Genomic DNA, 23,063 nt, shown 5'->3' with positions numbered 1-23,063 from the left:
TGCGCCGTTAAGGCGACTAAAGTTAGATGCTATTGCATCATATTTTGTCTAACTTGTTTTTTTGTTCCCATGCTTAGCTTGGGAATGTATTTTTATTAATTCGCAACTATAACCATAGCTTCACGCAGTGGTCTCTCTTTATATTTATAACCAGTTTGAAAAGTTTGAACTATTTGTCCAGACTCAACATCTTCACTATCTACACTTTGAATAGCGTTGTGGATGTTTGGATCAAACGGTTCATCGTGTGAAACCATAGTAACACCATGCTTCTCTAAAGATGTTGTAAACTGCTTGAGTGTAAGTTCTATACCCTCTTTTAGTTTTTCATAATGTTCCACCGGGTCCGCTACACTTGCTGTAGAAGATAGTGCCATTTGAAGTGCATCCATTACAGGTATCATATCTTTGGCAAACTTCTCATTCGAGTATTCTACCGCTGTATATTTTTCCCGCTCGAGTCTTTTCTTGATATTATCAAAGTCAGCATGTACACGCGCATATTTGTCTTTAAGAGCTATAAGTTCCTCTTGTAAAAGATCAAACTCATTTTCGACTGCCTCAGCTTCTGCCTCTGCTTCGGACTCAGCTTTATTTATCTCAGTATCTTCCTCTTCATTAATCAGAGGTTCGTTTTGTGATTCTTCATCATTTGATTTTGACATAGTTGTTAAAGTACTCCTTTTCTAAAAATCTACCAACATTATACATATTGAGTGTAACAATGTCAAGTGTACATTTAGTCATGTTGCTTAATAAAGTTTAGTCTTATTATATCAAGTGTTGGCCTTGGCAATATAATAGTAATTATTGTATTATTGTATATCATATATTTATGGAGAGACTATGAAGTATTTTACTTGGATAGGTGGGATTTTAGCGGTATTGCTTGCAGCATCTTATGTGCTTATCTTTACATCTATAGGTAATGGGATATTTGCACCAATAATTGAAGCTAAAATAATAGAGCATACAAAACTAGAATCTAAACTTAGAATATTCTCTCTGAGTATGAGTGATTTTGAAGTAGAAATAGAGTTAAATAAAAATAATATTATTACACTTAATGGAAATTACTCTATTTTTAGAGAAGATTTTAATATCGAATATAAAATTAAGTTAGATGAACTTAAAACTTTAAAACCTCTTATTGGTGTGCAACTGAATAAATCTTTATCTGCTAGTGGAATCATCAAAGGAGATATTGTATTTATAGAAATAGACGGATCTAGCGATTTGGCACAGAGCAATACAACATATCATGTGGAATTAACTGATTTAAATCCAACTTCTATTATTGCAAAAATAAAAGATTTGAAATTAGCATCGCTTTTAGATATGAGTTCTCAAAGTGCTTATGCAAGTGCTGATGTAAATCTTGATATTAATTTTAAAAATATAAATCCACATGCTCTGGATGGAGATATAGTATTAAGCACAAAAAATGGAATAATCAATCCTACATTAATGAAAAGAGATTTTAATGTAACCATTCCAAAAACTACTTTTTTTATGAATCTTGACGCAAAATTAAAAGGTGATGATATAGATTACAGTTGTGAACTTGTCTCTAATTTATTTAATATAAACAGTTCAGGAAAAGTTCTCCCAGACCCTTTTAAGGCAGATGTTAAGTACTCTTTAAACATTAAAGAGCTTGCAGTTTTAAAACCAATTACAGGTGCAGATATTAGAGGAGTTTTTAAACTTAGTGGAGCAGTTAAAGGGAGTAAAGAAAAACTTGTTATTAAGGGAGAGAGTGATGTGGCTTCTTCAGATACTAAGTTTGAAGCTGTTTTAAAAGATTTTGCCCCCTTACAAATTAAAACTAGCATGAAAAATATGCAACTTAAAGAAGTTCTTTACATGTTAAATCAACCGCACTACACAGATGGGACGCTATCTTTAGATGCTGATATAAGTGACGCAAGAGTTGGAAAGTTAAAAGGCAAAGTGTTTTCTACTATAAAAGAGGGTGTTCTTGATTCAAAATATATAACAAAAATCTCTGAATTTAAATCTGCTATGCCTAACACTATATATAATACAAAGACAGAGAGTGTTTTAGATGGCAACAATGTTGATACGAAAGTTGACTTCAATTCAAATATTGCAAATATTGATATAAAACGAGCAAGATTCAATATAAAAGACAAATCATTAAAAAGTGATTATGAGGTGGGGGTTGCAGATTTAGATAAGCTTTTTTTTGCGACCAATCAGCATATGAGAGGAAAAATCATTTTAAACGGGGATTTGTCAAAAACGAAAGATTTAGATTTAACTCTACATACGAAATTGTTTGGTGGTAAGATAGATGCTAAACTTCATAACGATGATTTTAGTGCAGAGATTAAATCAGTAGATACTATTGGAATTCTTAATATGTTGATATATCCTGAAATATTCAAATCAACACTTAACGGTAAACTCGATTACAACTTGGCATTAAGTAAAGGGGTTATGACAGCGCATGTGTCAGATGGACATTTTGTAAATAATAAAACATTTGATCTGATAAAACAATATACCAAGTTTGACATGTACAGAGAATCTTTTAATGGAGATATAGGAGCAAAAATAAATAAAGAAAATATAGTAGCATCACTAAATATTCGCTCTAAACAAGCTTCTGTTAAAAGTACTAATACAAAGTTAAACACAAAAACATCTATGATAGATTCTGACATAATAGTTCAGGCAAAAGAAAATGCAATTACGGCAAATATAAAAGGGGATATAAACTCTCCAAAAGTCAAAGTTGATTTGGAGAAGTTTATGAAGTCTAAAGCGGGTGAGGCTGTGATAAGAAAGATAGATAAATTATTTAAAAAGTTTTTTTAATTTATATGTTTTGATAACTCATAAACTAGATTCCAAGTCAAGCTTGGAATGACGATATTCCCGTCACTCTAGACTTGATCCAGAGTCTTTAAATGTTAGGAAAGAAGTCCAAAATACTCAGCAGCCTCTAGCTCATCATCTGTTAAATTTTCTTTTTTGTACTCATCTTTTTCAAGCATAAGGTTTTTAATCTTAGTCTGACAATAATCAAATAGAGTTGCTTTTGCATCTGCAAAATCATCTAAAAAACCAAGACCGCTAAATTGATATGGTTCATTTTGCTCAATGCAAATTATTGTGCCTGCACATTTTTCTTCTAAGACATCCACTAACTCTCTATATTTAATACTAAATTCTGTCGCATGCCAGCCAATATTCTCAAGCTCTTTATCTGAAAATTCGGCAATACCATCAGCTGTAGTATCATCATATGTTGCTCTAGGTGTATTAAATCCTATTATTTCTTGCCAGTTCGAGAAAGCTTTTACAAGAACTCTATCATCATCTTCTACTATTTGATAGTTTTTACCAAGTATTGACTCTAAAGTTATTGTTTGTGTAGGCACTAAGGCACTTGCCTGTTCTTGAATATGTTTGCCCAAAAAGATTAAAATATTATTTGCCGTAAATGGCTCATAAACAATATTTCCACTTATCTCTATCCCAAAAAGCTTTGATGAGTTAATAGCTTTTAGCAGTACGCTTCTGTCAATAGTAATAATTTCTTTAAAAAGATTAAACTGTTTCATACTAATATTCCTTAATTTCTTTTCGACATTATAAAAGTTTTTGCTTTATTTTAGTATAATGCCAAAAAATTCTTAAGCGCTTAAGCTTAACATTATGTAAGGAAAAAAAATGGCATTAGACGTTTATTATGATAAAGACTGTAATTTAGACATTATCAAAAGCAAAAAAGTTGCAATGATAGGTTTTGGTTCACAAGGTCACGCACACGCAGAAAACTTAAGAGACAGCGGTGTAGAAGTGTGTATCGGTCTTCGTAAAAATGGTTCTTCATGGGCTAAAGCTGAAGCTAAAAACTTTGAAGTATTAACAGTAGCAGAAGCTACTGCTAAAGCAGATGTAATTATGATTCTTCTTCCAGATGAAAATCAAGCAGAAATCTATGCAAATGAAATTGCTCCAAACTTAAAAGATGGTGCTACTATCGCTTTTGGTCATGGTTTTAACATTCACTATGGAAGAATTCACCCGGCTGCAAACATAAATGTAACTATGATTGCTCCTAAAGCTCCAGGACACACTGTTCGTTCAGAATTTGTTCGTGGTGGTGGTATTCCAGATTTAATCGCTATCGGTCAAGATCCAAGCGGTAAAACTAGAGAGTTAGCTCTCTCTTACGCATCAGCAATCGGTGGTGGTAGAACTGCTATTATTGAAACAACTTTCAAAGATGAGACAGAGACTGACTTATTTGGAGAGCAAGCTGTTTTATGTGGTGGTGCTACTGCATTGGTTCAAGCTGGTTTTGAAACATTAACAGAAGCTGGTTATGCTCCTGAGCTTGCATACTTTGAGTGTCTTCACGAACTTAAACTAATCGTTGACTTAATGTTCGAGGGTGGTATCGCTGATATGAGATACTCTATCTCTAATACTGCTGAGTATGGTGATTATGTTTCAGGTAAACGTGTTATCAATCAAGAGTCTAAAGACGCTATGAGAGAAATACTTAAAGAGATTCAAGATGGAAGATTTGCAAAAGACTTTATTCTTGAAGGTCAATCAGGTTATCCTCGTATGAATGCAGAGCGTACAAATGCTAGAGCTTCATTAATAGAGAGAACAGGTGTTAATCTTAGAGAGATGATGCCATGGATTTCAAAAAATAAAATAGTAGATACTACTAAAAACTAAAAAATCGGCGCATCTTCTGCGTCGTGCTCTACCAAAATACAAATTCACTTTAAAAAAACAATCAAAAAATCAATTTAGTTTACAATAGAATAAATCTTAATATCTAAATTAATTAAGTTTACCATTATCTAAACTCTTCTTTGCTAAAATTCCATAAATTTAATTTCTTCATTACTGTCTTGCCGATAGGTAAAGTTTTAGTAATGGGAATTTTCATAGGAATTCACTTCCTTTGAAAAGGAGACAGATATAGTGAAAAGAGCATTAGTTAGTGTTAGCGATAAAAGTGGTGTAGTTGAGTTTTGTAAATCTCTAGTAAGTAATGGTTATGAGATTATCTCTACAGGCGGAACTTATAAAATTTTGGTTGAAAATGGTGTAAGAGCTATAGAGATTGATGAAGTAACAAAGTTTCCTGAGTGCTTCGAAGGACGTGTAAAGACTCTGAACCCTTATGTTCATGGCGGAATTTTACATAGACGTGACAAACAGTCACATTTGGACCAAGCAAAAGAGTTAGGTGTAGAGTCTATTGACCTAGTATGTGTAAACCTTTATCCATTTAAAGAGACTATTGAGAGAACTGATGACTTTGATGACATCATCGAGAACATAGACATCGGTGGACCTGCAATGGTTCGTTCAGCTGCAAAAAACTTTGATAGCGTAATCATTGTTACTGATGTAAATGACTACTCTACGGTTATATCAAATATAGAAAATGAAGCTAATACAGTTGAATTTAGACGTGGTATGATGATAAAAGCGTATGAGCACACAGCTGCATACGACAGTATGATTGCAAACTACATGAATGAGCGTTTCAATAAAGGTTTTGGCGAGAAGCAGTTTATTGTAGGAAATAAAGTTATGGATACTCGTTATGGTGAAAACCCTCACCAAAACGGTGCTTTATACGAGTTTGACAAGCACTACTCAAACAATTTCACAACCCTAAAAGGTGAAGCAAGTTTTAATAACATGAATGACTTAAGTGGAGCTGTTAAAATCGCCTCTGCTTTTGGTAAAGAAAATGCTGTGTGTATAACTAAACATGGTAATCCATGTGGATTTGCTATAAAAGATACGCTTTTAGAGGCTTACGAAGAGGCTCTGAAATGTGACCCTGTATCTGCATTTGGAGGCGTTGTTGCCGTTAACGGTACTGTAAATAAAGAGCTGGCAGAAAAAATGAATGAGATATTCTTAGAAGTTGTTATTGCAGGTCGTATAACTCCTGAAGCTCAAGAGGTTTTTGAAAAGAAAAAGAGAATTAAACTTTTTGAGATGGGAAGCGATAAGCTAGTTCTAGCAAATGATAAAAAAGACTTCAAGCATATAGATGGCGGTTTTGTTTATCAAGATGCTGACAAAGTTGGTGAAGACGAAGTTAAAAATGCAAAGCTTGTAAGCAAAAACTCTGCGACACAACAAGAGCTTAAAGATATGGAGATAGCTTATAAGGTTGCTTCTCTTACAAAGTCTAACTGTGTTGTTTATGTAAAGAACTCGGCTATGGTAGCAGTTGGTATGGGTATGACTTCTCGTGTTGATGCAAGCCAGTGTGCGCTTAAAAAAGCAAAAGATATGGGTCTAGATGTAACTGGTGCAGCTCTTGCATCTGAAGCATTCTTCCCATTTCGTGACAGCATAGATGCAGCAGCCGCTGCCGGTGTGAAGAGTGTTATTGAGCCTGGCGGTTCCATTCGTGATGAAGAGATTATAGATGCTGCAAATGAGTTTGGCATGTCTCTGTATTTCTCAGAAGTACGTCACTTTTTACATTAAAATCAAAATAGCAACGTACTTACTGCGTTGCTACACTCGTCATGCACAATAGTGCACTTCCTCACTATGCGCATTGAAATTACATTACTCTTTTTATTTAATAAAATCAGATTTTTCGAAACAACAACTTGATTGACTTCCACTCAACCCTTATGATATAATCCGCTTAGATAAATAATAATATAATTTTAGGAATAAAATGAGCAAATCATTATACGAAACGCTTGAAATTACAGATAGTGCGAATGAAAGCGAAATAAAAAAAGCATATAGAAAGTTGGCGAGACAGTATCATCCGGACATAAACAAAGAGGCTGGAGCGGAAGATAAGTTTAAAGAGATAAACTCTGCTTATGAAATTTTAAGTGACAAAAAGAAAAAAGCACAGTATGACATGCATGGAGACAGCATGTTTGGTGGGCAGAACTTTCACGATTTTTCTCGCTCACACAGCAGAGGTGGTCAAGGCGATTTGGATGACATACTTAGAAGCATGTTCTCTGGTGGTGGCGGCTTTGGTGGCGGTGGCGGCTTTGGTGGCTTCGGCGGTGGAGGTTTTTCACAACAACAGCAACCCAATCTTGATATAGAGACAAGCGTAATAATTCCGTTTAGTGTATCAATCCTTGGAGGCTCACACTCTGTAGCTGTAAATGGAGACAGATTTGACATAAAAATCCCAGCCGGTGTTAAGAGTGGCGAAAAAATGCGTGTTAAGGGCAAAGGTCACGCTCAAGGTGGAAGAGCAGGGGATTTGTTTTTAAAGATAAATGTAGCGGCTAGTCCTGAGTATGTCAGAGAAGATGATGACATAATAAAAACCTTTGATGTTCCTCTGTATGCGGCTCTTTTTGGCGAAAAAATAACTATACAGACTTTGGAAAAAGAGATAAAACTTAAAATTCCTCAAAACACTAAGAATGGGCAAAGATTTCGTGTAAAAGAGATGGGTGCTATGAACCGCAAAACAAAGGTTAGAGGAAATTTATATCTAGAGGCTAATATTGTTTTACCAAAAGTTGATGACTTGGATGAAGAGTTTGTAGAATTAATGAAAGAAAAGCTGCCAAAAGAGTAGTTGATAAAGTAAAAATTAAGGGAGTAAGTTATGATACACCAGTATGAAGAGCCAGTTTATTTGATTAGTATTGTTGCGAAAATATTAGATATTCATCCGCAAACACTTAGACAATATGAGAGAGAAAATCTTGTATCTCCATCTAGAACAAATGGAAGAATAAGACTATACTCTCAAAAAGATATTGATAGAATAAAACTAATTCTAAGAATGACTCGAGAACTTGGGGTAAACTTAGCTGGAGTAGATATTATTTTAAGATTAAAAGAGAATGTTGACGATATGGAACAAGAAATTTCTGAACTTAGACAAGAGGTTACCCGTGCGCATAACACACGTTCAGTCTCTCCAAATAAATCTCTAGTCACTAAAAAAAGCATCTATGAGATGATAATATTTGAGAGTAAATAAATTACATTTGTTTACTCTATTGTTGCTCTTTTAGTCTTTTTATATCTGCTCCAACATTTTGCAGCTTCTTTTCAAGTGAATCATAACCGCGGTCAAGATGATAAATACGGTGAACATCAGTAGTCCCATCAGCAACCAGTCCTGCTAAAACAAGGGCACTAGAAGCTCTTAAATCTGTAGCCATAACGTCTGTTCCGCTTAGTTTTGACTTGCCGTTTACTGTCGCAACATGACCATTTAGTGATATGTCAGCACCCATTCTTTGCAGTTCACTTACATGCATAAATCTATTCTCAAACAGTCTCTCTTCAATAATAGAAGTTCCGTTAGCCTGAGTTGCAAGCGCTAAAAATTGAGCTTGCATATCTGTTGGAAATGCTGGGTACTCCTGTGTCACTATCTTAACCGGTTTAATTATCTTTGATGGATGGATAGTGATTGTGTCTGGCGTAATGGTGAATGTGCTTCCCATCTCTTCAAGTTTTGACAACACTGCGCTTAGATGTTTTGCATTTACAGAAGTGAGTGTTAGTTCCGATCTTGTAATAGCCCCCGCACAAAGATACGTGCCAGCTTCTATCCGGTCTGGTATAACAGAAAACTCTTCAATATTTATAAGTTTTCCGGAAGTTCCTTGGATTGTTAAAACAGCTGTTCCGATACCGTTAATCTCAACACCGTTTGCGTTTAAGATTTCACATAGTTGAACCACTTCCGGCTCTCGTGCAGCATTTGTAATTGTTGTGACTCCGTGGGCTAAAGCTGCCGCCATAACAATATTTGCAGTTCCGGTAACGGTAATCTTGTCAAAGATGATTTCACACCCCTTTAGACCATTAGGTGCAGAAGCTTCAATATAACCAGCTTTAATATCTATATTTGCACCCATCTGCTCCAAAGCCTTTAAGTGTAAATCAATTGGTCTTTGACCTATTGCACAACCGCCTGGAAGTGATACTTCGCAGTGTCCAAATCTAGCTAAAATAGGACCTAAAACTAAGATGGAAGCCCTCATAGTTTTAACAATGTCATACGTTGCCTTTGTCTCGGTTAGTGAAGATGTGTCAACGGTTGTTATCTCATCGCCTCTATTAAACTTTGCACCAAGATTTGAGAGTAGTTTTAAAAGCGTGTTTATATCTGCAACATGTGGCAAATTTTTTATGCTAACACTGTTTTTTGCGAGTATTGTCATAGCAATAAGTGGAAGGGATGCATTTTTTGCACCGGAGATTTTAATTTGCCCGTTAAGAGATTTAACTCTTTTTATTTGTAAGTAGTCCATTTCAATCTTTATGTAAACTTTTAAAAACATTATATCTTATTTTGATATAATTTTGTTAAAGAGTTATATTGGCTCTTTCTCATATTTTACGAGATTTAATAATAGGAATGTTGAATGAGTTCAGCTCTTGATAGACTAAAAAATTTAACAAATAAAATCTCAAGTTATGAGACTGCCAGAAAAGACAATCTAAAGATATTGGAAAATTTGTACAAAGAAATAGGGATTGACGAAAAAGTTGAAGAGTTTAGTGAACTATTTAACTTTAAAGCTGTTAATCTCTCAGGCGCATCACTTCTTGTTGAAAATCTTGGCGAAATCAAAAATGGAAAGTATCTGCAAATTTTAGCTATTGGCTATGACAAGGATGCTGTTGTAAAGAGTAAAAATGTATCTTTGGGATACTTTGGAAAAGCTGAAAACGTAGATGTGGAGCTTAAAGATAAAATCGTAGAGTTTATACTTAGGTTTAGATTTGAGAAAAGTTTTATGACACTTGAACATTACCACACAATGCTGCTCCCTTTAAAAAAGCACAATGGGTAAATTCTATTTTCTGCTTTGGCTAAAATGGGCTTCAAGATTAGTTACATGTAGTGTTATTTTCGCGTATGCCATAACTATCGCAATTACATCTTTTATATATTTTTCCTCAAGTATGCCAACCGTAAACAGTGAAGTATTTCAAGCACTTAAAGATATTTTACAATTCTGGTTTCCGATAGTTTGGAGCGTTACTCTTCTTTTGGCACTTTTTAGAGGGATTAAATATATATTTAATACGTGTATAAATGGTTATGAATTTAAACTTCTTACATGTAAAGGCGATAGCACAATAGAGATTATCGGCTATGGAGATTTGGTAAAAGTTTGGCGTAAATGGTTTATGCTAAATATTTGGCTTGTCGGTTCCGTAATGGTTTTGGCAATAGTCTATACCCATCTTTTTACCTCATATAGTGGTATTTTTGAGTGGTTTAGCATCTACTGGCTTTTTTGTTTTATTTTACTGAGTGGTTATTTTTCCTTTATAATTCTTGGATCTAGGTGCAAGAGAGTGAAGATTGCTAAATGCTGATATTTCTGGATGTTGAAACAACTGGATTAGAGAGCGCTGACAGAATTTGCTCTATCGGTCTTATTGCAATAGATGGCGATAAAATAATTTCAAAATATGATCTTGTAAACGAAGGTAAAAAAATCTCTTCAAAAGCTTCAAGCATAAACCATATTACAAATGAGATGATAAAAGATAAGCCCAAACTTACAGATAGTGAGACGTATAAGTTTTTACAAGAACACAACAATGAAAATTCAACAATAATAGCTCATAATTTAAAGTTTGATTTGAAAATGTTGGCTACATGTAGCTTTAAACCAAATACAAAATTAATAGATACTCTAAGAGTGACAAAACATCTGATACCTGAGTGTGAACAGTTCTCTTTACAGTTTTTAAGATATGAATTACAGCTTTATAAGATAGAAAAAAAAGAGGCAGTAAAATGTGAAGTTACAGAGGGTATTTCAGCGCATAATGCATTGATAGATTCTTTACATGTAAGGCTTTTGTATGAGTATCTATTAGAAATATCTTCACATGTAAAGATGATTGAACTTAGCTTTAAAAATGTGCTGATAGAGAAGTTTGAGTTTGGAAAATACAGTGGCCGACATATAGAGGAGATAGCTATGATAGACAGAGCCTATTTAGAGTGGATGCTTGGTAATATTATGGATTTAGATGAAGATTTGCGCTATAGTGTCACTTACAATTTAGAGGGGTAATTATGAAAGTAGCAGTTGAGTGTAAATCACCGCTAATGCAAAAATCCTTAGAACTTTTTTTGGATAAGCACCTTAGCTCATTAAAGCAGTGTGATATTGTTTTGAGAGATGAAAAGTGCCTTAATGATATCAGATGTGTTTATATCTCCAGTGATAAGAGTGCAGATATAGTAAAACCATTTTCAAAGTCTCAATTAATTTTAGCGCTTGAAAAAAAATATAAAAGTATGAAACAAGAGAGTCCAGAAGTAAAGAACGAGATATTTAACGAATATGCCCCTTTGGACTTTGATATTTTAGAAAAACGAATCGAGTCTTTAACAAAAGAGTATCAAAATAATATTTTAAAAGCAGTGAGAGCGTTTTATGAAGAGTAAACAAGTGACAAAAAAAATAATTTCCGGAAAATTTAAAAACAAAGTTTTAAAACTGCCATCTAAAACTACAACAAGAACATCAAAGGCTATAGTTTTAGAGTCTTTTTTTAACACCTTGCAGTTTGATATCATTGATGCAAACTTCGTTGAACTCTTTTCAGGAAGCGGTTCCATTGGACTAGAAGCACTTAGCAGAGGGGCTAAAAATGTTGTTTTTATGGAGCGTGACCGAGATGCCATTAAAATTTTAAGAGAAAACATAGAGCAGACCGACCCATCAGCATGTGAGGTCTTGGCCGGTGATACTTTTGTAAATATAAAAAGTGTTGTCAAAAACCTTCAAAAAAGAGATGAATCAGCATATTTTTATATCGACCCACCTTTTAACATAAGAGAGGGTATGGAAGATATATATGACAAAACTATAGAATTGATAGCTTCATTGCCAAAAGAGAGAGTCGAATTAATAATAATAGAGCATATGACAGGTTTAGAAATCCCAGAAAACATAGGTGCTTTCTCTCTTAAAAAATCTAAAAAATTTGGAAATACAACACTAACCTACTACATGTAGCCTCCTTTTAGGAGATAATAACTTAATTGGAATAATATTTGCTCATATTTGAATATGTTCAAGGATTATCTATGAGAAATTTTATTTTATTTTTACTTACTATCACAACACTTTACTCTGCAAAAATAAGCAATGTCGCAAATATTGTCGGTGTTAGAGACAATCATCTAATAGGTTACTCTTTGGTTATCGGTCTTAAAAAGACAGGTGATGGAACAACCTCAAAATTCACTCTTCAATCAATCGCAAATATGTTAAAAGCTATGAACATCGACATGGATTCTGTAGATATTAAATCAAAAAATGTTGCCGCAGTTGTAGTTACAGCAGAACTTGCTCCATTTTCTAGACAGGGAGATAAGTTTAATATTACCGTATCTTCAATAGGAGATGCAAAATCACTAGAGGGCGGAACACTCTTGATGACCCCTCTAAAAGGGGTTGACGGTAAAATTTATGGTTTAGCACAAGGCGCTGTAAGTATAGGTGGGCGTAATGGAAAAGGTGCAGGAGTGGACTCTCATCCAACAGTTGGACTAATATACAACGGCGGTTTGGTTGAGCGTGAGATTTCACTTGATTTATATAATCAAGAGTATGTAACACTATCTTTAAAAGAATCTAATTTTAAGAACAGTGTTTCAATTCAAAAAAATATAAATAGTTTTTATAATACACAAGTTGCAGTAGCAATGGATCCAAGAACAATAAGACTAAAAAAACCGCAAAATAGAAGTATGATTGAATTTTTAGCAGAAGTTCAAGATATTGATATGGACTATGATGTTAAAAGTAAAATAGTTATAAATGAGAGAACTGGAACAATAATCTCTGGAGTAGGTATAAAAATCAAACCAATTATTATGACTCATGGCGATATTACAATAAAAATTACAGAGCAGAGTAATTTAAGTAATCCGGCTGGAGCAATGGTTGTAGATGAAAATATGGTTATCGGTCTTAATGAAAATGAGCTGTACACTAAGACAGGAACTACAACTGTAGCAAACTTGGTTCGTTCACTCCAAAAAATGGGAGCTACACCAAAAGATATTATTTCAATTTTGGAAGCCATGAAGAGTGCTGGCAGCATATCTGCAGAGCTAAAGGTAATATAATGTACGGATCTAATTCAATAAATATGCAAGCTAATTATATGTCGCAACAGCACCAAATTCCTAAAATAGACCCAAAAGCAGATAATGTTGAGCTAAGAGAACAAACAGATGCTTTTGAGTCAGTGATATTAAAAATGCTTATGGATAATGCTATGAAAGATGAAAAAAATCTTTTTTCAGATCAAAATGATCCAGGAGATAAAATCTATAAATCTATGTATAGAGATGAACTTGCTAAGGCCAGTGCAGGAGGGTTTGGATTTTCTCAAATGTTATATGATTTTTTGAGTGAAAAAGCTTAAGTTTTTTCTTTTTTTGTCGATTGTACTGTATAGAGAAAAACCAATAGATAAATAAAGGGTTGATGATGATTTCACAAGTCAATAGTGGGGCTGTACGTAACGCTTACTCAAATAGTTCAGTTAACAAAGAAGTATCAGACAAAGTAGTTACTAAAGTCTCCAAACAAGGGGACATGAGCAAAGTGGACCAGATAAAAGAGGCTCTTGAGTCTGGAGAATATAAAATTAACATAGAGGCCTTATCCGAAAAGATAGCCGAAGAGTTGTTAAGTTAAAATTAAGGATTGAAAGATGCTGTCTTATCATTTACAAAGTGCATTATGCGACTTGAGGGATTTAATTAAAATTACAGAAAGTGATGTAGAAGATATAAAAGAAGCACGGAATAATCCTCAGTTTGAAAGATTGACACTAAAAGAAGAAAAATTAAAAAGTTTTGAATCAAAAAAAGCTATGATTGACCATGAGATATCTTCATTGATGACAAAAAGCCCTGACAAAGATTTGCCGGATCTTTTAAATGAAGAACAACATGTAGCTTTAGGGGAACTTAGAGTAGAACTTTCAAATTTAAGAGAAGTAAATAAACGATACGCAAAATTGGTTTTAGCAGTAAGTAATTTATATAATACATTTTTAGAAAGAATTGTACCAACAGAGATGCAAGGATACAAAAAAGTAGCATCAAAAAATTCTGCAATTTTGGAAGTGAGAGTATAAGATGCCATCAATTTTCAATTCATTAAATATTGGATACACAGGTCTGAGTGCTTCTCAGGTCGGCATTGAAACTACTGCGCATAATATTGCTAATGCCGATAGTGATGGGTACACAAGACAGCGTGTTGTGAGTACGGCATCAACACCGGTTAACAGCGCAAGAGGGAATGTTGGCAACGGCGTTGATATATTGGCAATAGAAAGAATTTTTGATAATTTTGTATTTGACAGATTTGTTACTCTCTCATCAGATAAAGAGTATAGTGATTATGAGAAAAAAACTTTGCAGGAACTTTCATCTTATTTTCCAGAGATTGACAATGTCGGAGTAAAAGCAAGTTTGCAAGAGTACTACAACATGTGGCAAAGTTTTTCTGATAATCCTGATAACGATGCTATAAAGTTGGCACTAGCAAAACAGACTGAAGACCTATCAAATCATATTAAACAAGTGCAAACTCAAGTATTATCACTACAATCACAAATAAATAATGAATTGGAAGTGAATGTCAATGAGGTTAACTCTTTAGCAAAAGAATTAGCAGGGTTAAATCTCTCTATCGCTGCAGCTGAAGATGGAAGTGAATATACAGCGAATGATTTAAGAGATAAAAGAAATGTTATTGAGAGAGATCTCTCAAGACTAATCGGTTCTAATGTCAATACTGGAAACATAGAGTCAAATATTAACATTGATAGCTCTTCAAATATTAAAACTGAATCTTACTTATTGAGCGTTAATGGCTTTAACATTGTAGATGGAAACTCTTTTCATCCTCTACATATTTCAAAAAATAATAATCCAAAAGGATTTTATGAGATTTCTTATGAGAAGCAAGATGGCACCTTACTTCCAATGGCAGAAGAGATATCCGGCGGTAAAATAGGTGCTATTTTAAATCTAAGGGGTGGAGCTATTGATACAACAAGTGGTTTGCCTGTAGATGGAACAATACAAAATGTTGTATCAGAACTTGATACTTTTGCTCAAGGTCTCATAGAAGCTACAAATAATCTTTATGCACAAACACCAACTACTAAAATGGAGTCTAATCCAATCGCTGGCTTAAGTGCTTCAAGCTCTCTCCTTGGATCTTCACTGAATTTAAAAGAAGGAACATTTGATTTAATTGTATATGACATAGATGGTAATGAAGCATCTAGAAGAAGTATAACAATTGATGTGGCTACAACGATGAGCGGAGTTGCTGGCTCTAACTCGATTGAAGCTCAAATTTCGGCACAGATAGATGATAATAACGATGGTAATGCCAACAACGATATTGATAATTTTTTTAAAAATGGTTTTAACTTTGTCAACTATGCGAGTGGTGACAGTGGGCTGGAATTGAGAATTGATGCTTTTTCAAAGTCTCAAGGCTACACGTTTGGTATTGCGGACACTCTTAAAGATGGTTCATTTGATTCTGGGACAAATTTTGCCGGTGCGTTGGGACTAAATAGATTTTTTGATGGAGATAGTGCTAAAAATATAGATTTAAATCGCTCTTATAAAGATAATTCTACCCTTCTTTCAGCTGGGTACTCTTCAACGACGGGCGATAATAGATTAGCTATAGATATGATTCAGCAACAGTTTGAAAAATATGATTTCAACATAGGCAATACTACATTTAATAGTACAACATATGGGATGTTTGACATAATAGCTACTGAAGTTGGAACAGCAACCAATAGTGCTATGAGAAGAAATGATACAGTGACAGCACAATTTAATGCTACTGAAATGGAATACGCTTCTGTTTCAAAAGTTAGCATGGACGAAGAGATGACAAATTTGATAAAATATCAAACAGCATATGGTGCTGCAGCCAAGATAATAACAACAATCGATCAAATGATGCAGACACTTCTTGGCATTAAACAGTAATACTGTTATATGAATTTTCCAAAGTTTAGTGTTTTTATTCTTCTTTTTGTCTTTCTTTTTTCTTTTTTAGGCTCATTTTTTTATGGTATAGATGCTTATAATTTAGATAGTAAATCTATATTACTTCCTCCTTCTATGGAAAACTTATTAGGTACAGATAGATTAGGAAGAGATATCTTGGCAAGATTGATGGAGGGTGGGAAAATTTCACTTACTATCGGTGTTGGAAGTGCTTTTATTGCCTCTGTTGCAGGTTTGGTTTTTGGTTCTATGGCTGGATACTTTAGAGGAGCGGTTGACAAAGGCTTTATAGTTTTGGTTGATCTGTTTTTGACATTTCCAACTTTTTTTCTTCTTTTGGCATTAGTTAGTTACGTAAATGCTTCTGCATGGGTGCTAATTGTAATTATATCAATTACAGGCTGGATGACCACGGCAAGATTGATTCGTTCAGAGAGTTTCAAAATAACATCACAGCCATATATAAAGATACTAAACATTGCTAAAGTTGGTAAATTGAAAATTTTATTTAAATATTACGCCCCTATTTTGGCTCCTATATATTTTGTTAGTTTTACCTTTGGTGTTGGCGGTGCAATATTGGCAGAGTCTGGTCTTAGTTTCTTGGGCTTAGGGATTGTTGCCCCACAGATGAGCTGGGGAACAATTTTAAGCGGTGGAAAAGATGTTGTAGAGATTGCCTGGTGGGTTAGTTTTTTTCCTGGACTTATGATTTTTTTAGTAACGTTTTCACTAATAAATATTTCAAACTATCTACAGCAATTAACTAATAAAAAGCAGATTCAAAACTGATATTGATTAAAGCGGTATCTATTTTGAAAATGATATAATACGCGCAAACAGTCTTTTGACAGAGGATAAAAATAAATATGATTTTAATGATAGATAATTATGATAGTTTTACATATAATATTGTTCAGTACTGCAGGGAATTGGGTGCTGATTTGAAAATTATTAGAAATGATGAAATGAGTGTTCAAGAGATAGAAGCACTTAACCCGGAGAAGATTATTATCTCTCCAGGACCTGCCTCCCCAGATGAGGCAGGTGTTACACTAAAAGTTATTGAGCACTTTAAAGATAAATTGCCAATACTTGGCATTTGTTTAGGTCATCAAAGTATTGCGCAAGTGTTTGGAGCAAATGTTGTTAGAGCTAAAAATATGATGCACGGAAAGACATCCGTCATGAAACAGAGCTCTACATGTAGGATATTTAAAGATATACCTCAAGAGTTTATTGCAACAAGATATCACTCCCTCATTGTGGAAAAAGATTCACTTCCAAGTGATATTGAGCCAACGGCATACAGCACTGATGATAATGAAATAATGGCTTTAAAAGTTAAAGATAGAGAAATTTACGGTGTTCAGTTTCATCCTGAGTCTATTATGAGTCAGTTTGGGCACGAAATTATTGGAAACTTTTTAAAAATATGAATATTCGATACATCTTATTCTTAATATTAGGATTAGATGCATTTATACTTATTTTGCAAACGGTAGAATTGTCTGCATCATATTACGAAGTATCACTTCTTTATGGTGAATTTTCATTTTTGCAATCAATTGTGAAAGCTTCTATTTATTTTTTTGGACAAAATGACTTTGCCTTACGGCTTCCTATGATTACCCTCCATATACTAAGCACAATACTGATGTATCTAATATCTAAAAAATATGTAAAAATTCAAAGAAATAGAATTTGGCTTATACTAATATTTGTTTTATTACCAGGAGTCATAAGTTCTGCTATTATTGTTGATGAAGCTGGCTTGATATTATTTGGATTGCTTTTGTTTGTATATGCTTATGAAAACTATTCGTCCAAATTTATCTACTTTTTATTAGGCAGTTACTTGTTTGTCAGTAGTGGTTTTGTATATCTGTTTTTATCTTTAGCAGTGTATTCGCTATATAAAAAAGATAATGTTTTTTTTATTTATAATTTAGTGCTATTTTCACTCTCTTTCTTGTTTTACGGAATAGATGTGCATGGTTCTCCAAGTGGACATATACTAGATTCAATCGGCATATATGCTGCAATTTTTACCCCTATTATTTTTGTGTATATATTTTACGTATTATATAAAAGGTACTTAACTAAAGATATTGAGCTATTGTGGTTTATGTCTTCAGTTGCATTTATAGTGTCTCTGTTGCTTTCATTTAGACAAAGAGTTAACATAGAAGAATTCGCTCCATACCTTATATTGGCTCTTCCTTTGATAGCGCAGACTTTTGAACACTCTTATAGAGTTAGATTAAATAAGTTTAGAAAAAGTTATAGAGTTATCTTTATTGTTTCACTGGCATTATTATTAATAAATAGTTCTGCAGTGTTATTTAATCAATATTTATATCATATAATCGAAAACCCTGAAAAACATTTTTCTTACAAGATGCATGTTGCAAAAGAGTTAGCAAGTGAATTAAAAAACAGAGGTATATTTTGTGTTAGTACAGATATGAGGATGTCAAAAAGATTAAAATTTTACGGTGTAACCAAATGCAACAATAACAAGCTAGAAGAAAACGCTTTTGACTCATTGAAGGACAATAGTGTAACGATAAGTTACAAAAATAGAGTTGTGTATTCGGCATTTGTTACCAAAGTAAACATAAATTAAATATATTTTATATTAGAACTCTCTAAAGGGTACTTAGTTAATTAACAATATGATAAAATTTCGTAAATTAAAAATAGGGAGTTGCAATGGCTCAAAAATCGATTAGAGAATTTGACGCAAAATCAATTTTAGCAAAACATTGGAATAAGTATTTTCCAAATTTTACTTATGCTTATGAAACTGTAATGGTTCAAAACGGATCAGAATTAACAGAGGCCGCAAAGAGTAAATCTTGGTTAAAAGAAAAAGCACTTGTTGCTAAGCCGGATATGTTGTTTGGAAAAAGAGGTAAGAATGGTCTAGTACTTTTTAAAGATGCTAAACCAGGTGATGTTTCTTTAGCAAAAGCTACTAGCTGGATTAATGAGAAATCATCTTCTGAGCAAACAGTATATTTTTCATTTGATGGTGATACTCCATCAGGTGAAGCTAAAACAGATATGTTGACACACTTTGTAGTTGAGCCATTCACTCCTCACGCTCAAGAAGAAGAGTATTATATCTCTGCTACATGTGTTGGTGACTATGATATGCTTTACATGTCAGCCGAAGGTGGTATGGAAGTTGAAGAGGGTTGGGATGAGAAAGTTACTGAAGTAGCTTTTGCTATTACTGATACTGAAGAGCAAATTGCCAACAAAATTAAAGCACATATTCCTACAGATGTAGCAGCTGCTGACAAAGCTAAGTTTGCAGAGTTTGCGATTGGTTTTTTCAGAGCGTACAGAGAGTTAAATTTTGCATATTTGGAGATTAACCCTTTTGTAATGCAAGGCAATAAAATTGAGTTATTAGATATGGTTGCAAAATTAGATGATACTGCTGGATTTATGATGGTAGATGAGTGGGGTGACGTAGATTATCCAACTTCATTTGGTATGGAAGAAAAATCTCCTGAAGTTTTAGCTATTGAAGATGCTGATAGTAAATCTGGTGCTTCACTGAAACTTACAATACTTAAGCCAGAAGCTAGAATTTGGACAATGGTTGCCGGTGGTGGTGCTTCAGTTGTATATGCTGATACTATCGCTGATTTAGCTGGTATTGATGACTTAGCAAATTATGGTGAATATTCTGGTGGTCCAACTACAAGTGAGACTAAGTTTTATGCAGATACTTTAATTGACTTGATGACAAGACATAAAGACCCTCAAGGCAAAGATAAAATACTTATAATTGGTGGAGCTATTGCAAACTTTACAGATGTTGCAAAAACTTTTACTGGTATTATTCAGTCATTTGAAACATACGCAGAAAAAATGAGAGAGCATAATACAAAAATTTATGTTCGCCGTGGTGGACCAAATTATGAAAAAGGTCTAAAAGATATTAAAGAGGCTGCTGACAGACTTGGCCTTTATATAGAAGTATATGGTCCAGAAACTCACGTTACAGATATCGTGCGTATGGCATTAGCGAAGTAAGGGGAAAATATGGTACAACTATTTACTAAAAATACACAAGCAATTTTTTGGAATAACAACACTACGGCAATTCAAAGAATGTTGGATTACGATTACACAATTCAAAGAAAAACTCCTTCGGTAGCTGCTATAGTAGCTCCTACAAGCGGGAATAAATTTGAGAAGTTTTTTTATGGACCGGATGAAATCATGGTGCCGCTTTATAAAACTACAGCTGCTGCAAAAGCTGCTCAGCCTCAAGCTGATGTACTTTTAAATTTTGCATCTTTTAGAACTGCTTATGAAGTAACTATGGAAGCTTTAAATATTGGCGGATTCAGCTCAATTATGATTACAGCTGAAGGTATCCCTGAGAGACTAGCTCGTAAAATGAATGAATTTGCTCGTGAGCAAAATGTTATTGTTATTGGGCCGGCTACTGTTGGTGCAATCGCTCCAGGTGCATTTAAAATTGCAAATATTGGTGGAACAATTGAAAATATTGTTCAATCAAAACTTCACCGTGCAGGTTCATGTGGACTTGTAACGCGTTCAGGAGGTTTATTTAATGAACTTTCTAACATTATCTCTATAAATGCTGACGGTATTGCTGAGGGTGTTGCTATTGGTGGGGATAGATTTGTTGGATCTGTATTTATTGACAACATGTTAAGAATGGAAAAAAATCCAGCAGTAAAATATATGATTCTACTTGGTGAAGTTGGCGGTACGGAAGAGTATAAGGTAATTGAAGCTATAAAAGAAGGCAAAATCAAGAAACCGGTTATTGCTTGGTGTATAGGTACAATTGCTAAATACTACGATAGTGGTGTTCAGTTTGGTCACGCAGGTGCATCTGCAAATGGCGAAATGGAAACAGCTGAATATAAAAACAGAGCAATGGCTGAAGTTGGTATACATGTACCAGCATCATTTAATGATTTACCAATTATGATTAATAAAGTATTTAATGACTTGAAACTTGCTGACATCCCTGAACCTGAAATGAGTCTTTGTCCTAGCGTTAGAAAGTCTAAAGAGTTTATTTGTACGATTTCTGATGATAGAGGCGACGAAGCAACATATGCAGGTTTCCCAATCTCTTCTGTTGCTACTCCTGATACTGGTAAAGGTATCGGTGATGTTGTATCACTATTATGGTTCAAAAAACAGTATCCAAAATGGGCTACTGAGTTTATTGAAACAGTAATCAAAACTGTTGCTGACCACGGTCCTGCTGTTTCTGGTGCTCATAATGCAAAAGTAACAGCTCGTGCAGGAAAATCAGTTGTTGAGTCACTTGTAACTGGTCTTTTAACTATCGGTCCAAGATTTGGTGGTGCTATAGATGGCGCTGCTAAGTATTTCAAACATGCTGATGATAACAATATGGATCCTAAAGCATTCTTGAACTACATGAAAGGTGAAGGTGTTCCAATTCCAGGTATTGGACATAGAATTAAATCTCTTAAAAACCCAGACTTACGTGTTGAAGGTCTTAAGAAATTTGCTCGTGAGTATTTTCCATCAACACCTTTACTTGACTACGCATTAACTGTTGAGCAATTGACTACATCTAAAAAAGAGAATCTTATTCTTAATGTTGATGGTACAATTGGTATCTTAATGGTAGACATGTGGAGAGCACTTGGTTATGATGAAGCTGAAATCAATGAATTTATTGAATCAGGTACTCTTAACTCATTCTTTATTTTAGGTCGTACAATCGGTTTTATCGGTCACGTACTAGATGAAAAACGTCTTGCAATGCCAATGTACAGACACCCAATGTCTGACATTCTTTACGATGTTCAAATGGCAGAAAAAATATAATATAATTTTCTAAATTCAAGGAGAACTCTCTCCTTGAAAACTTCAATCTCCTCCTAATCTAGCACTTTTTTATACATCAGTTTTAATTTTTAAATCTTTTTGATATACTTGTAATAAATATATTTAATGGACTATATATGAAAAAAGCATTTACTATGTTGGAATTGGTAATGGTTATTGTTGTTGTTGGTATTTTGGCAGCGGTTGCAATTCCAAGAACTCAATCAAATTCACTAAGCGAAGCAGCTACTCAGGTTATTTCACATATTAGATACACACAACACCTTGCTATGGTTGATGATAAGTTTGATGTTGTAAATAATCAGTGGTATTTGGGACGATGGCAGATATCATTTTCTAATGCAAATGGAACTATATCATACATGATATTTTCTGAACGTCAAGGTGCATATAATGGTAATCCAGACTCAGACCTTGTATATAGTAATTCTGAAGTAGCAGTCAATCCTCTAAATAATAGAAATTTTTTGATAGGTACAGAAGATAATAATTTTGCAAATGATAGTTCTGAGAGGTTAACTAATTTACTTGATATTGGTAATAAGTATAGTATTCAAGATTTTGTAGTTTCTGGAGGGTCAACAGGTTCTACTTCAAATGGTGTAATATTTGATAGTTTAGGAAGACCATATCGAGGAAATACTGATTCTGGGGTAGCGTCTGTTATAAATAGTCCTCAACATAGGTTGGCAATATCAACGATAAATATTAAGTTATGTATCGAAACTTGTACAGGCAGTAATGCAACAGCAAATAATAACAACGAGATAGTTATCGCAATAGAACCTGAAACAGGATATGCTCATATATTATAATAACTAATATATTTAAACACCAAAACTAAACACTCCAGAAAAACTTTTTAAATTCTTTTAAAAAAGCCTTGACATTGAATAAATAATCTCCTATAATTCCCATCCACAAACAATGAGACCTTAAGTTAAGGCCTAGAGAGACTTCGAGTAGAAGCTTTTGAATATGTTTGAGATCATTGAAAACTAAGCAAGTAAACAGACGAAATAACTAATAACGAATTAGTTAGTTAGTCACTATAAGTTTACTTAGAAATAACTAATATAACAACAACCGTCTATTCTAT

General features: G+C 33.9%; 24 protein-coding genes. 21 read left to right on the top strand and 3 right to left on the bottom strand.

Annotated elements, in window-relative coordinates; genetic code table 11:
- Nucleotides 1-95: 95 nt before the first annotated feature.
- A complete protein-coding gene (gene grpE, locus HUE88_RS10095) occupies nucleotides 96-665 on the bottom strand; it encodes a nucleotide exchange factor GrpE (protein WP_194368668.1) in 570 nt (189 codons plus the stop codon).
- Between the two features lie 181 nt (nucleotides 666-846).
- Here grpE and HUE88_RS10090 point away from each other — a divergent pair, with 181 nt between their 5' ends.
- The gene (locus HUE88_RS10090) at nucleotides 847-2,844 is read left to right on the top strand and encodes a hypothetical protein (RefSeq protein ID WP_194368666.1); all 1,998 of its coding nucleotides are present in this window, start codon (nucleotides 847-849) and stop codon (nucleotides 2,842-2,844) included.
- A gap of 95 nt (nucleotides 2,845-2,939) precedes the next feature.
- Here the strand turns inward: HUE88_RS10090 and HUE88_RS10085 are convergent, their stop codons facing one another.
- Nucleotides 2,940-3,593: a hypothetical protein gene (locus tag HUE88_RS10085; RefSeq protein WP_194368664.1), complete on the bottom strand. Its 654-nt coding sequence runs from the start codon at nucleotides 3,591-3,593 to the stop codon at nucleotides 2,940-2,942.
- A 109-nt stretch (nucleotides 3,594-3,702) separates the two neighbouring features.
- Between HUE88_RS10085 and ilvC the strand changes: the two genes are divergently transcribed.
- The 4 genes from ilvC (at nucleotide 3,703) to HUE88_RS10065 (ending at nucleotide 8,002) form a co-directional block, all read left to right on the top strand.
- Entirely contained in the window at nucleotides 3,703-4,725 is a 1,023-nt protein-coding gene (gene ilvC / locus HUE88_RS10080) for a ketol-acid reductoisomerase (protein ID WP_194368662.1), read from the top strand.
- A 249-nt stretch (nucleotides 4,726-4,974) separates the two neighbouring features.
- Nucleotides 4,975-6,513, top strand: a complete 1,539-nt coding sequence (gene purH / locus HUE88_RS10075) for a bifunctional phosphoribosylaminoimidazolecarboxamide formyltransferase/IMP cyclohydrolase (protein WP_194372620.1) — start codon at nucleotides 4,975-4,977, stop codon at nucleotides 6,511-6,513.
- Between the two features lie 199 nt (nucleotides 6,514-6,712).
- Nucleotides 6,713-7,591, top strand: coding sequence for a DnaJ C-terminal domain-containing protein (locus tag HUE88_RS10070; RefSeq protein ID WP_194368660.1), 879 nt, complete (start codon nucleotides 6,713-6,715; stop codon nucleotides 7,589-7,591).
- A gap of 30 nt (nucleotides 7,592-7,621) precedes the next feature.
- Nucleotides 7,622-8,002 carry a heat shock protein transcriptional repressor HspR gene (locus HUE88_RS10065; protein WP_194368658.1) on the top strand — a complete coding sequence of 127 codons (381 nt, stop codon included), beginning with the start codon at nucleotides 7,622-7,624 and terminating at the stop codon, nucleotides 8,000-8,002.
- Between the two features lie 16 nt (nucleotides 8,003-8,018).
- Here HUE88_RS10065 and murA read toward each other — a convergent pair whose 3' ends face one another.
- Complete coding sequence (murA, locus tag HUE88_RS10060; RefSeq protein WP_194368656.1) at nucleotides 8,019-9,287, bottom strand: UDP-N-acetylglucosamine 1-carboxyvinyltransferase; 1,269 nt, start codon at nucleotides 9,285-9,287, stop codon at nucleotides 8,019-8,021.
- A gap of 114 nt (nucleotides 9,288-9,401) precedes the next feature.
- On the opposite strand from murA, the gene HUE88_RS10055 reads away from it, so the two are divergent.
- From HUE88_RS10055 to HUE88_RS09980, 16 genes are all read left to right on the top strand, one after another.
- Entirely contained in the window at nucleotides 9,402-9,833 is a 432-nt protein-coding gene (locus tag HUE88_RS10055) for a hypothetical protein (protein WP_194368654.1), read from the top strand.
- Nucleotides 9,826-10,365 (top strand): hypothetical protein, encoded by a 540-nt coding sequence (locus tag HUE88_RS10050; protein ID WP_194368652.1) that lies wholly within the window; start codon nucleotides 9,826-9,828, stop codon nucleotides 10,363-10,365. The genes HUE88_RS10055 and HUE88_RS10050 overlap by 8 nt, the downstream gene beginning before the upstream one ends.
- Nucleotides 10,359-11,075, top strand: coding sequence for an exonuclease domain-containing protein (locus tag HUE88_RS10045; protein ID WP_194368650.1), 717 nt, complete (start codon nucleotides 10,359-10,361; stop codon nucleotides 11,073-11,075). Before HUE88_RS10050 ends, HUE88_RS10045 begins: the two co-directional genes overlap by 7 nt.
- Before the next feature lie 2 nt (nucleotides 11,076-11,077).
- On the top strand, nucleotides 11,078-11,452 hold the full coding sequence (locus HUE88_RS10040; RefSeq protein ID WP_194368648.1) for a hypothetical protein: 375 nt from the start codon (nucleotides 11,078-11,080) through the stop codon (nucleotides 11,450-11,452).
- Nucleotides 11,442-12,026 carry a 16S rRNA (guanine(966)-N(2))-methyltransferase RsmD gene (gene rsmD / locus HUE88_RS10035; RefSeq protein ID WP_194368646.1) on the top strand — a complete coding sequence of 195 codons (585 nt, stop codon included), beginning with the start codon at nucleotides 11,442-11,444 and terminating at the stop codon, nucleotides 12,024-12,026. Before HUE88_RS10040 ends, rsmD begins: the two co-directional genes overlap by 11 nt.
- 71 nt (nucleotides 12,027-12,097) lie before the next feature.
- Nucleotides 12,098-13,144, top strand: coding sequence for a flagellar basal body P-ring protein FlgI (locus tag HUE88_RS10030; RefSeq protein WP_194368644.1), 1,047 nt, complete (start codon nucleotides 12,098-12,100; stop codon nucleotides 13,142-13,144).
- Complete coding sequence (locus HUE88_RS10025) at nucleotides 13,144-13,446, top strand: rod-binding protein (protein ID WP_194368642.1); 303 nt, start codon at nucleotides 13,144-13,146, stop codon at nucleotides 13,444-13,446. The genes HUE88_RS10030 and HUE88_RS10025 overlap by 1 nt, the downstream gene beginning before the upstream one ends.
- A 62-nt stretch (nucleotides 13,447-13,508) precedes the next feature.
- A complete protein-coding gene (locus tag HUE88_RS10020; protein ID WP_229860066.1) occupies nucleotides 13,509-13,721 on the top strand; it encodes a flagellar biosynthesis anti-sigma factor FlgM in 213 nt (70 codons plus the stop codon).
- Nucleotides 13,722-13,737: 16 nt separating this feature from the next.
- Nucleotides 13,738-14,166, top strand: coding sequence for a hypothetical protein (locus tag HUE88_RS10015; protein WP_194368640.1), 429 nt, complete (start codon nucleotides 13,738-13,740; stop codon nucleotides 14,164-14,166).
- Nucleotide 14,167: 1 nt separating this feature from the next.
- Nucleotides 14,168-16,057 (top strand): flagellar hook-associated protein FlgK, encoded by a 1,890-nt coding sequence (gene flgK, locus HUE88_RS10010; protein WP_194368638.1) that lies wholly within the window; start codon nucleotides 14,168-14,170, stop codon nucleotides 16,055-16,057.
- A 9-nt stretch (nucleotides 16,058-16,066) separates the two neighbouring features.
- Nucleotides 16,067-16,870 (top strand): ABC transporter permease, encoded by an 804-nt coding sequence (locus tag HUE88_RS10005; protein ID WP_194368636.1) that lies wholly within the window; start codon nucleotides 16,067-16,069, stop codon nucleotides 16,868-16,870.
- Between the two features lie 77 nt (nucleotides 16,871-16,947).
- Nucleotides 16,948-17,517: an anthranilate synthase component II gene (locus HUE88_RS10000; protein ID WP_194368634.1), complete on the top strand. Its 570-nt coding sequence runs from the start codon at nucleotides 16,948-16,950 to the stop codon at nucleotides 17,515-17,517.
- 53 nt (nucleotides 17,518-17,570) lie between these two features.
- Nucleotides 17,571-18,707 (top strand): hypothetical protein, encoded by a 1,137-nt coding sequence (locus HUE88_RS09995; protein WP_229860065.1) that lies wholly within the window; start codon nucleotides 17,571-17,573, stop codon nucleotides 18,705-18,707.
- A gap of 86 nt (nucleotides 18,708-18,793) precedes the next feature.
- The gene (locus HUE88_RS09990) at nucleotides 18,794-20,131 is read left to right on the top strand and encodes an ATP citrate lyase citrate-binding domain-containing protein (RefSeq protein WP_194368630.1); all 1,338 of its coding nucleotides are present in this window, start codon (nucleotides 18,794-18,796) and stop codon (nucleotides 20,129-20,131) included.
- A gap of 9 nt (nucleotides 20,132-20,140) precedes the next feature.
- Nucleotides 20,141-21,943: a citrate/2-methylcitrate synthase gene (locus tag HUE88_RS09985; RefSeq protein ID WP_194368628.1), complete on the top strand. Its 1,803-nt coding sequence runs from the start codon at nucleotides 20,141-20,143 to the stop codon at nucleotides 21,941-21,943.
- Between the two features lie 137 nt (nucleotides 21,944-22,080).
- Nucleotides 22,081-22,779 (top strand): pilus assembly FimT family protein, encoded by a 699-nt coding sequence (locus HUE88_RS09980; protein WP_194368626.1) that lies wholly within the window; start codon nucleotides 22,081-22,083, stop codon nucleotides 22,777-22,779.
- Nucleotides 22,780-23,063 lie beyond the last annotated feature (284 nt).

The sequence above is a fragment of the Candidatus Sulfurimonas baltica genome, assembly GCF_015265455.1.
GTDB classification, from domain to species: domain Bacteria; phylum Campylobacterota; class Campylobacteria; order Campylobacterales; family Sulfurimonadaceae; genus Sulfurimonas; species Sulfurimonas baltica.
This window is presented reverse-complemented; position numbering and strand designations above follow the sequence as displayed.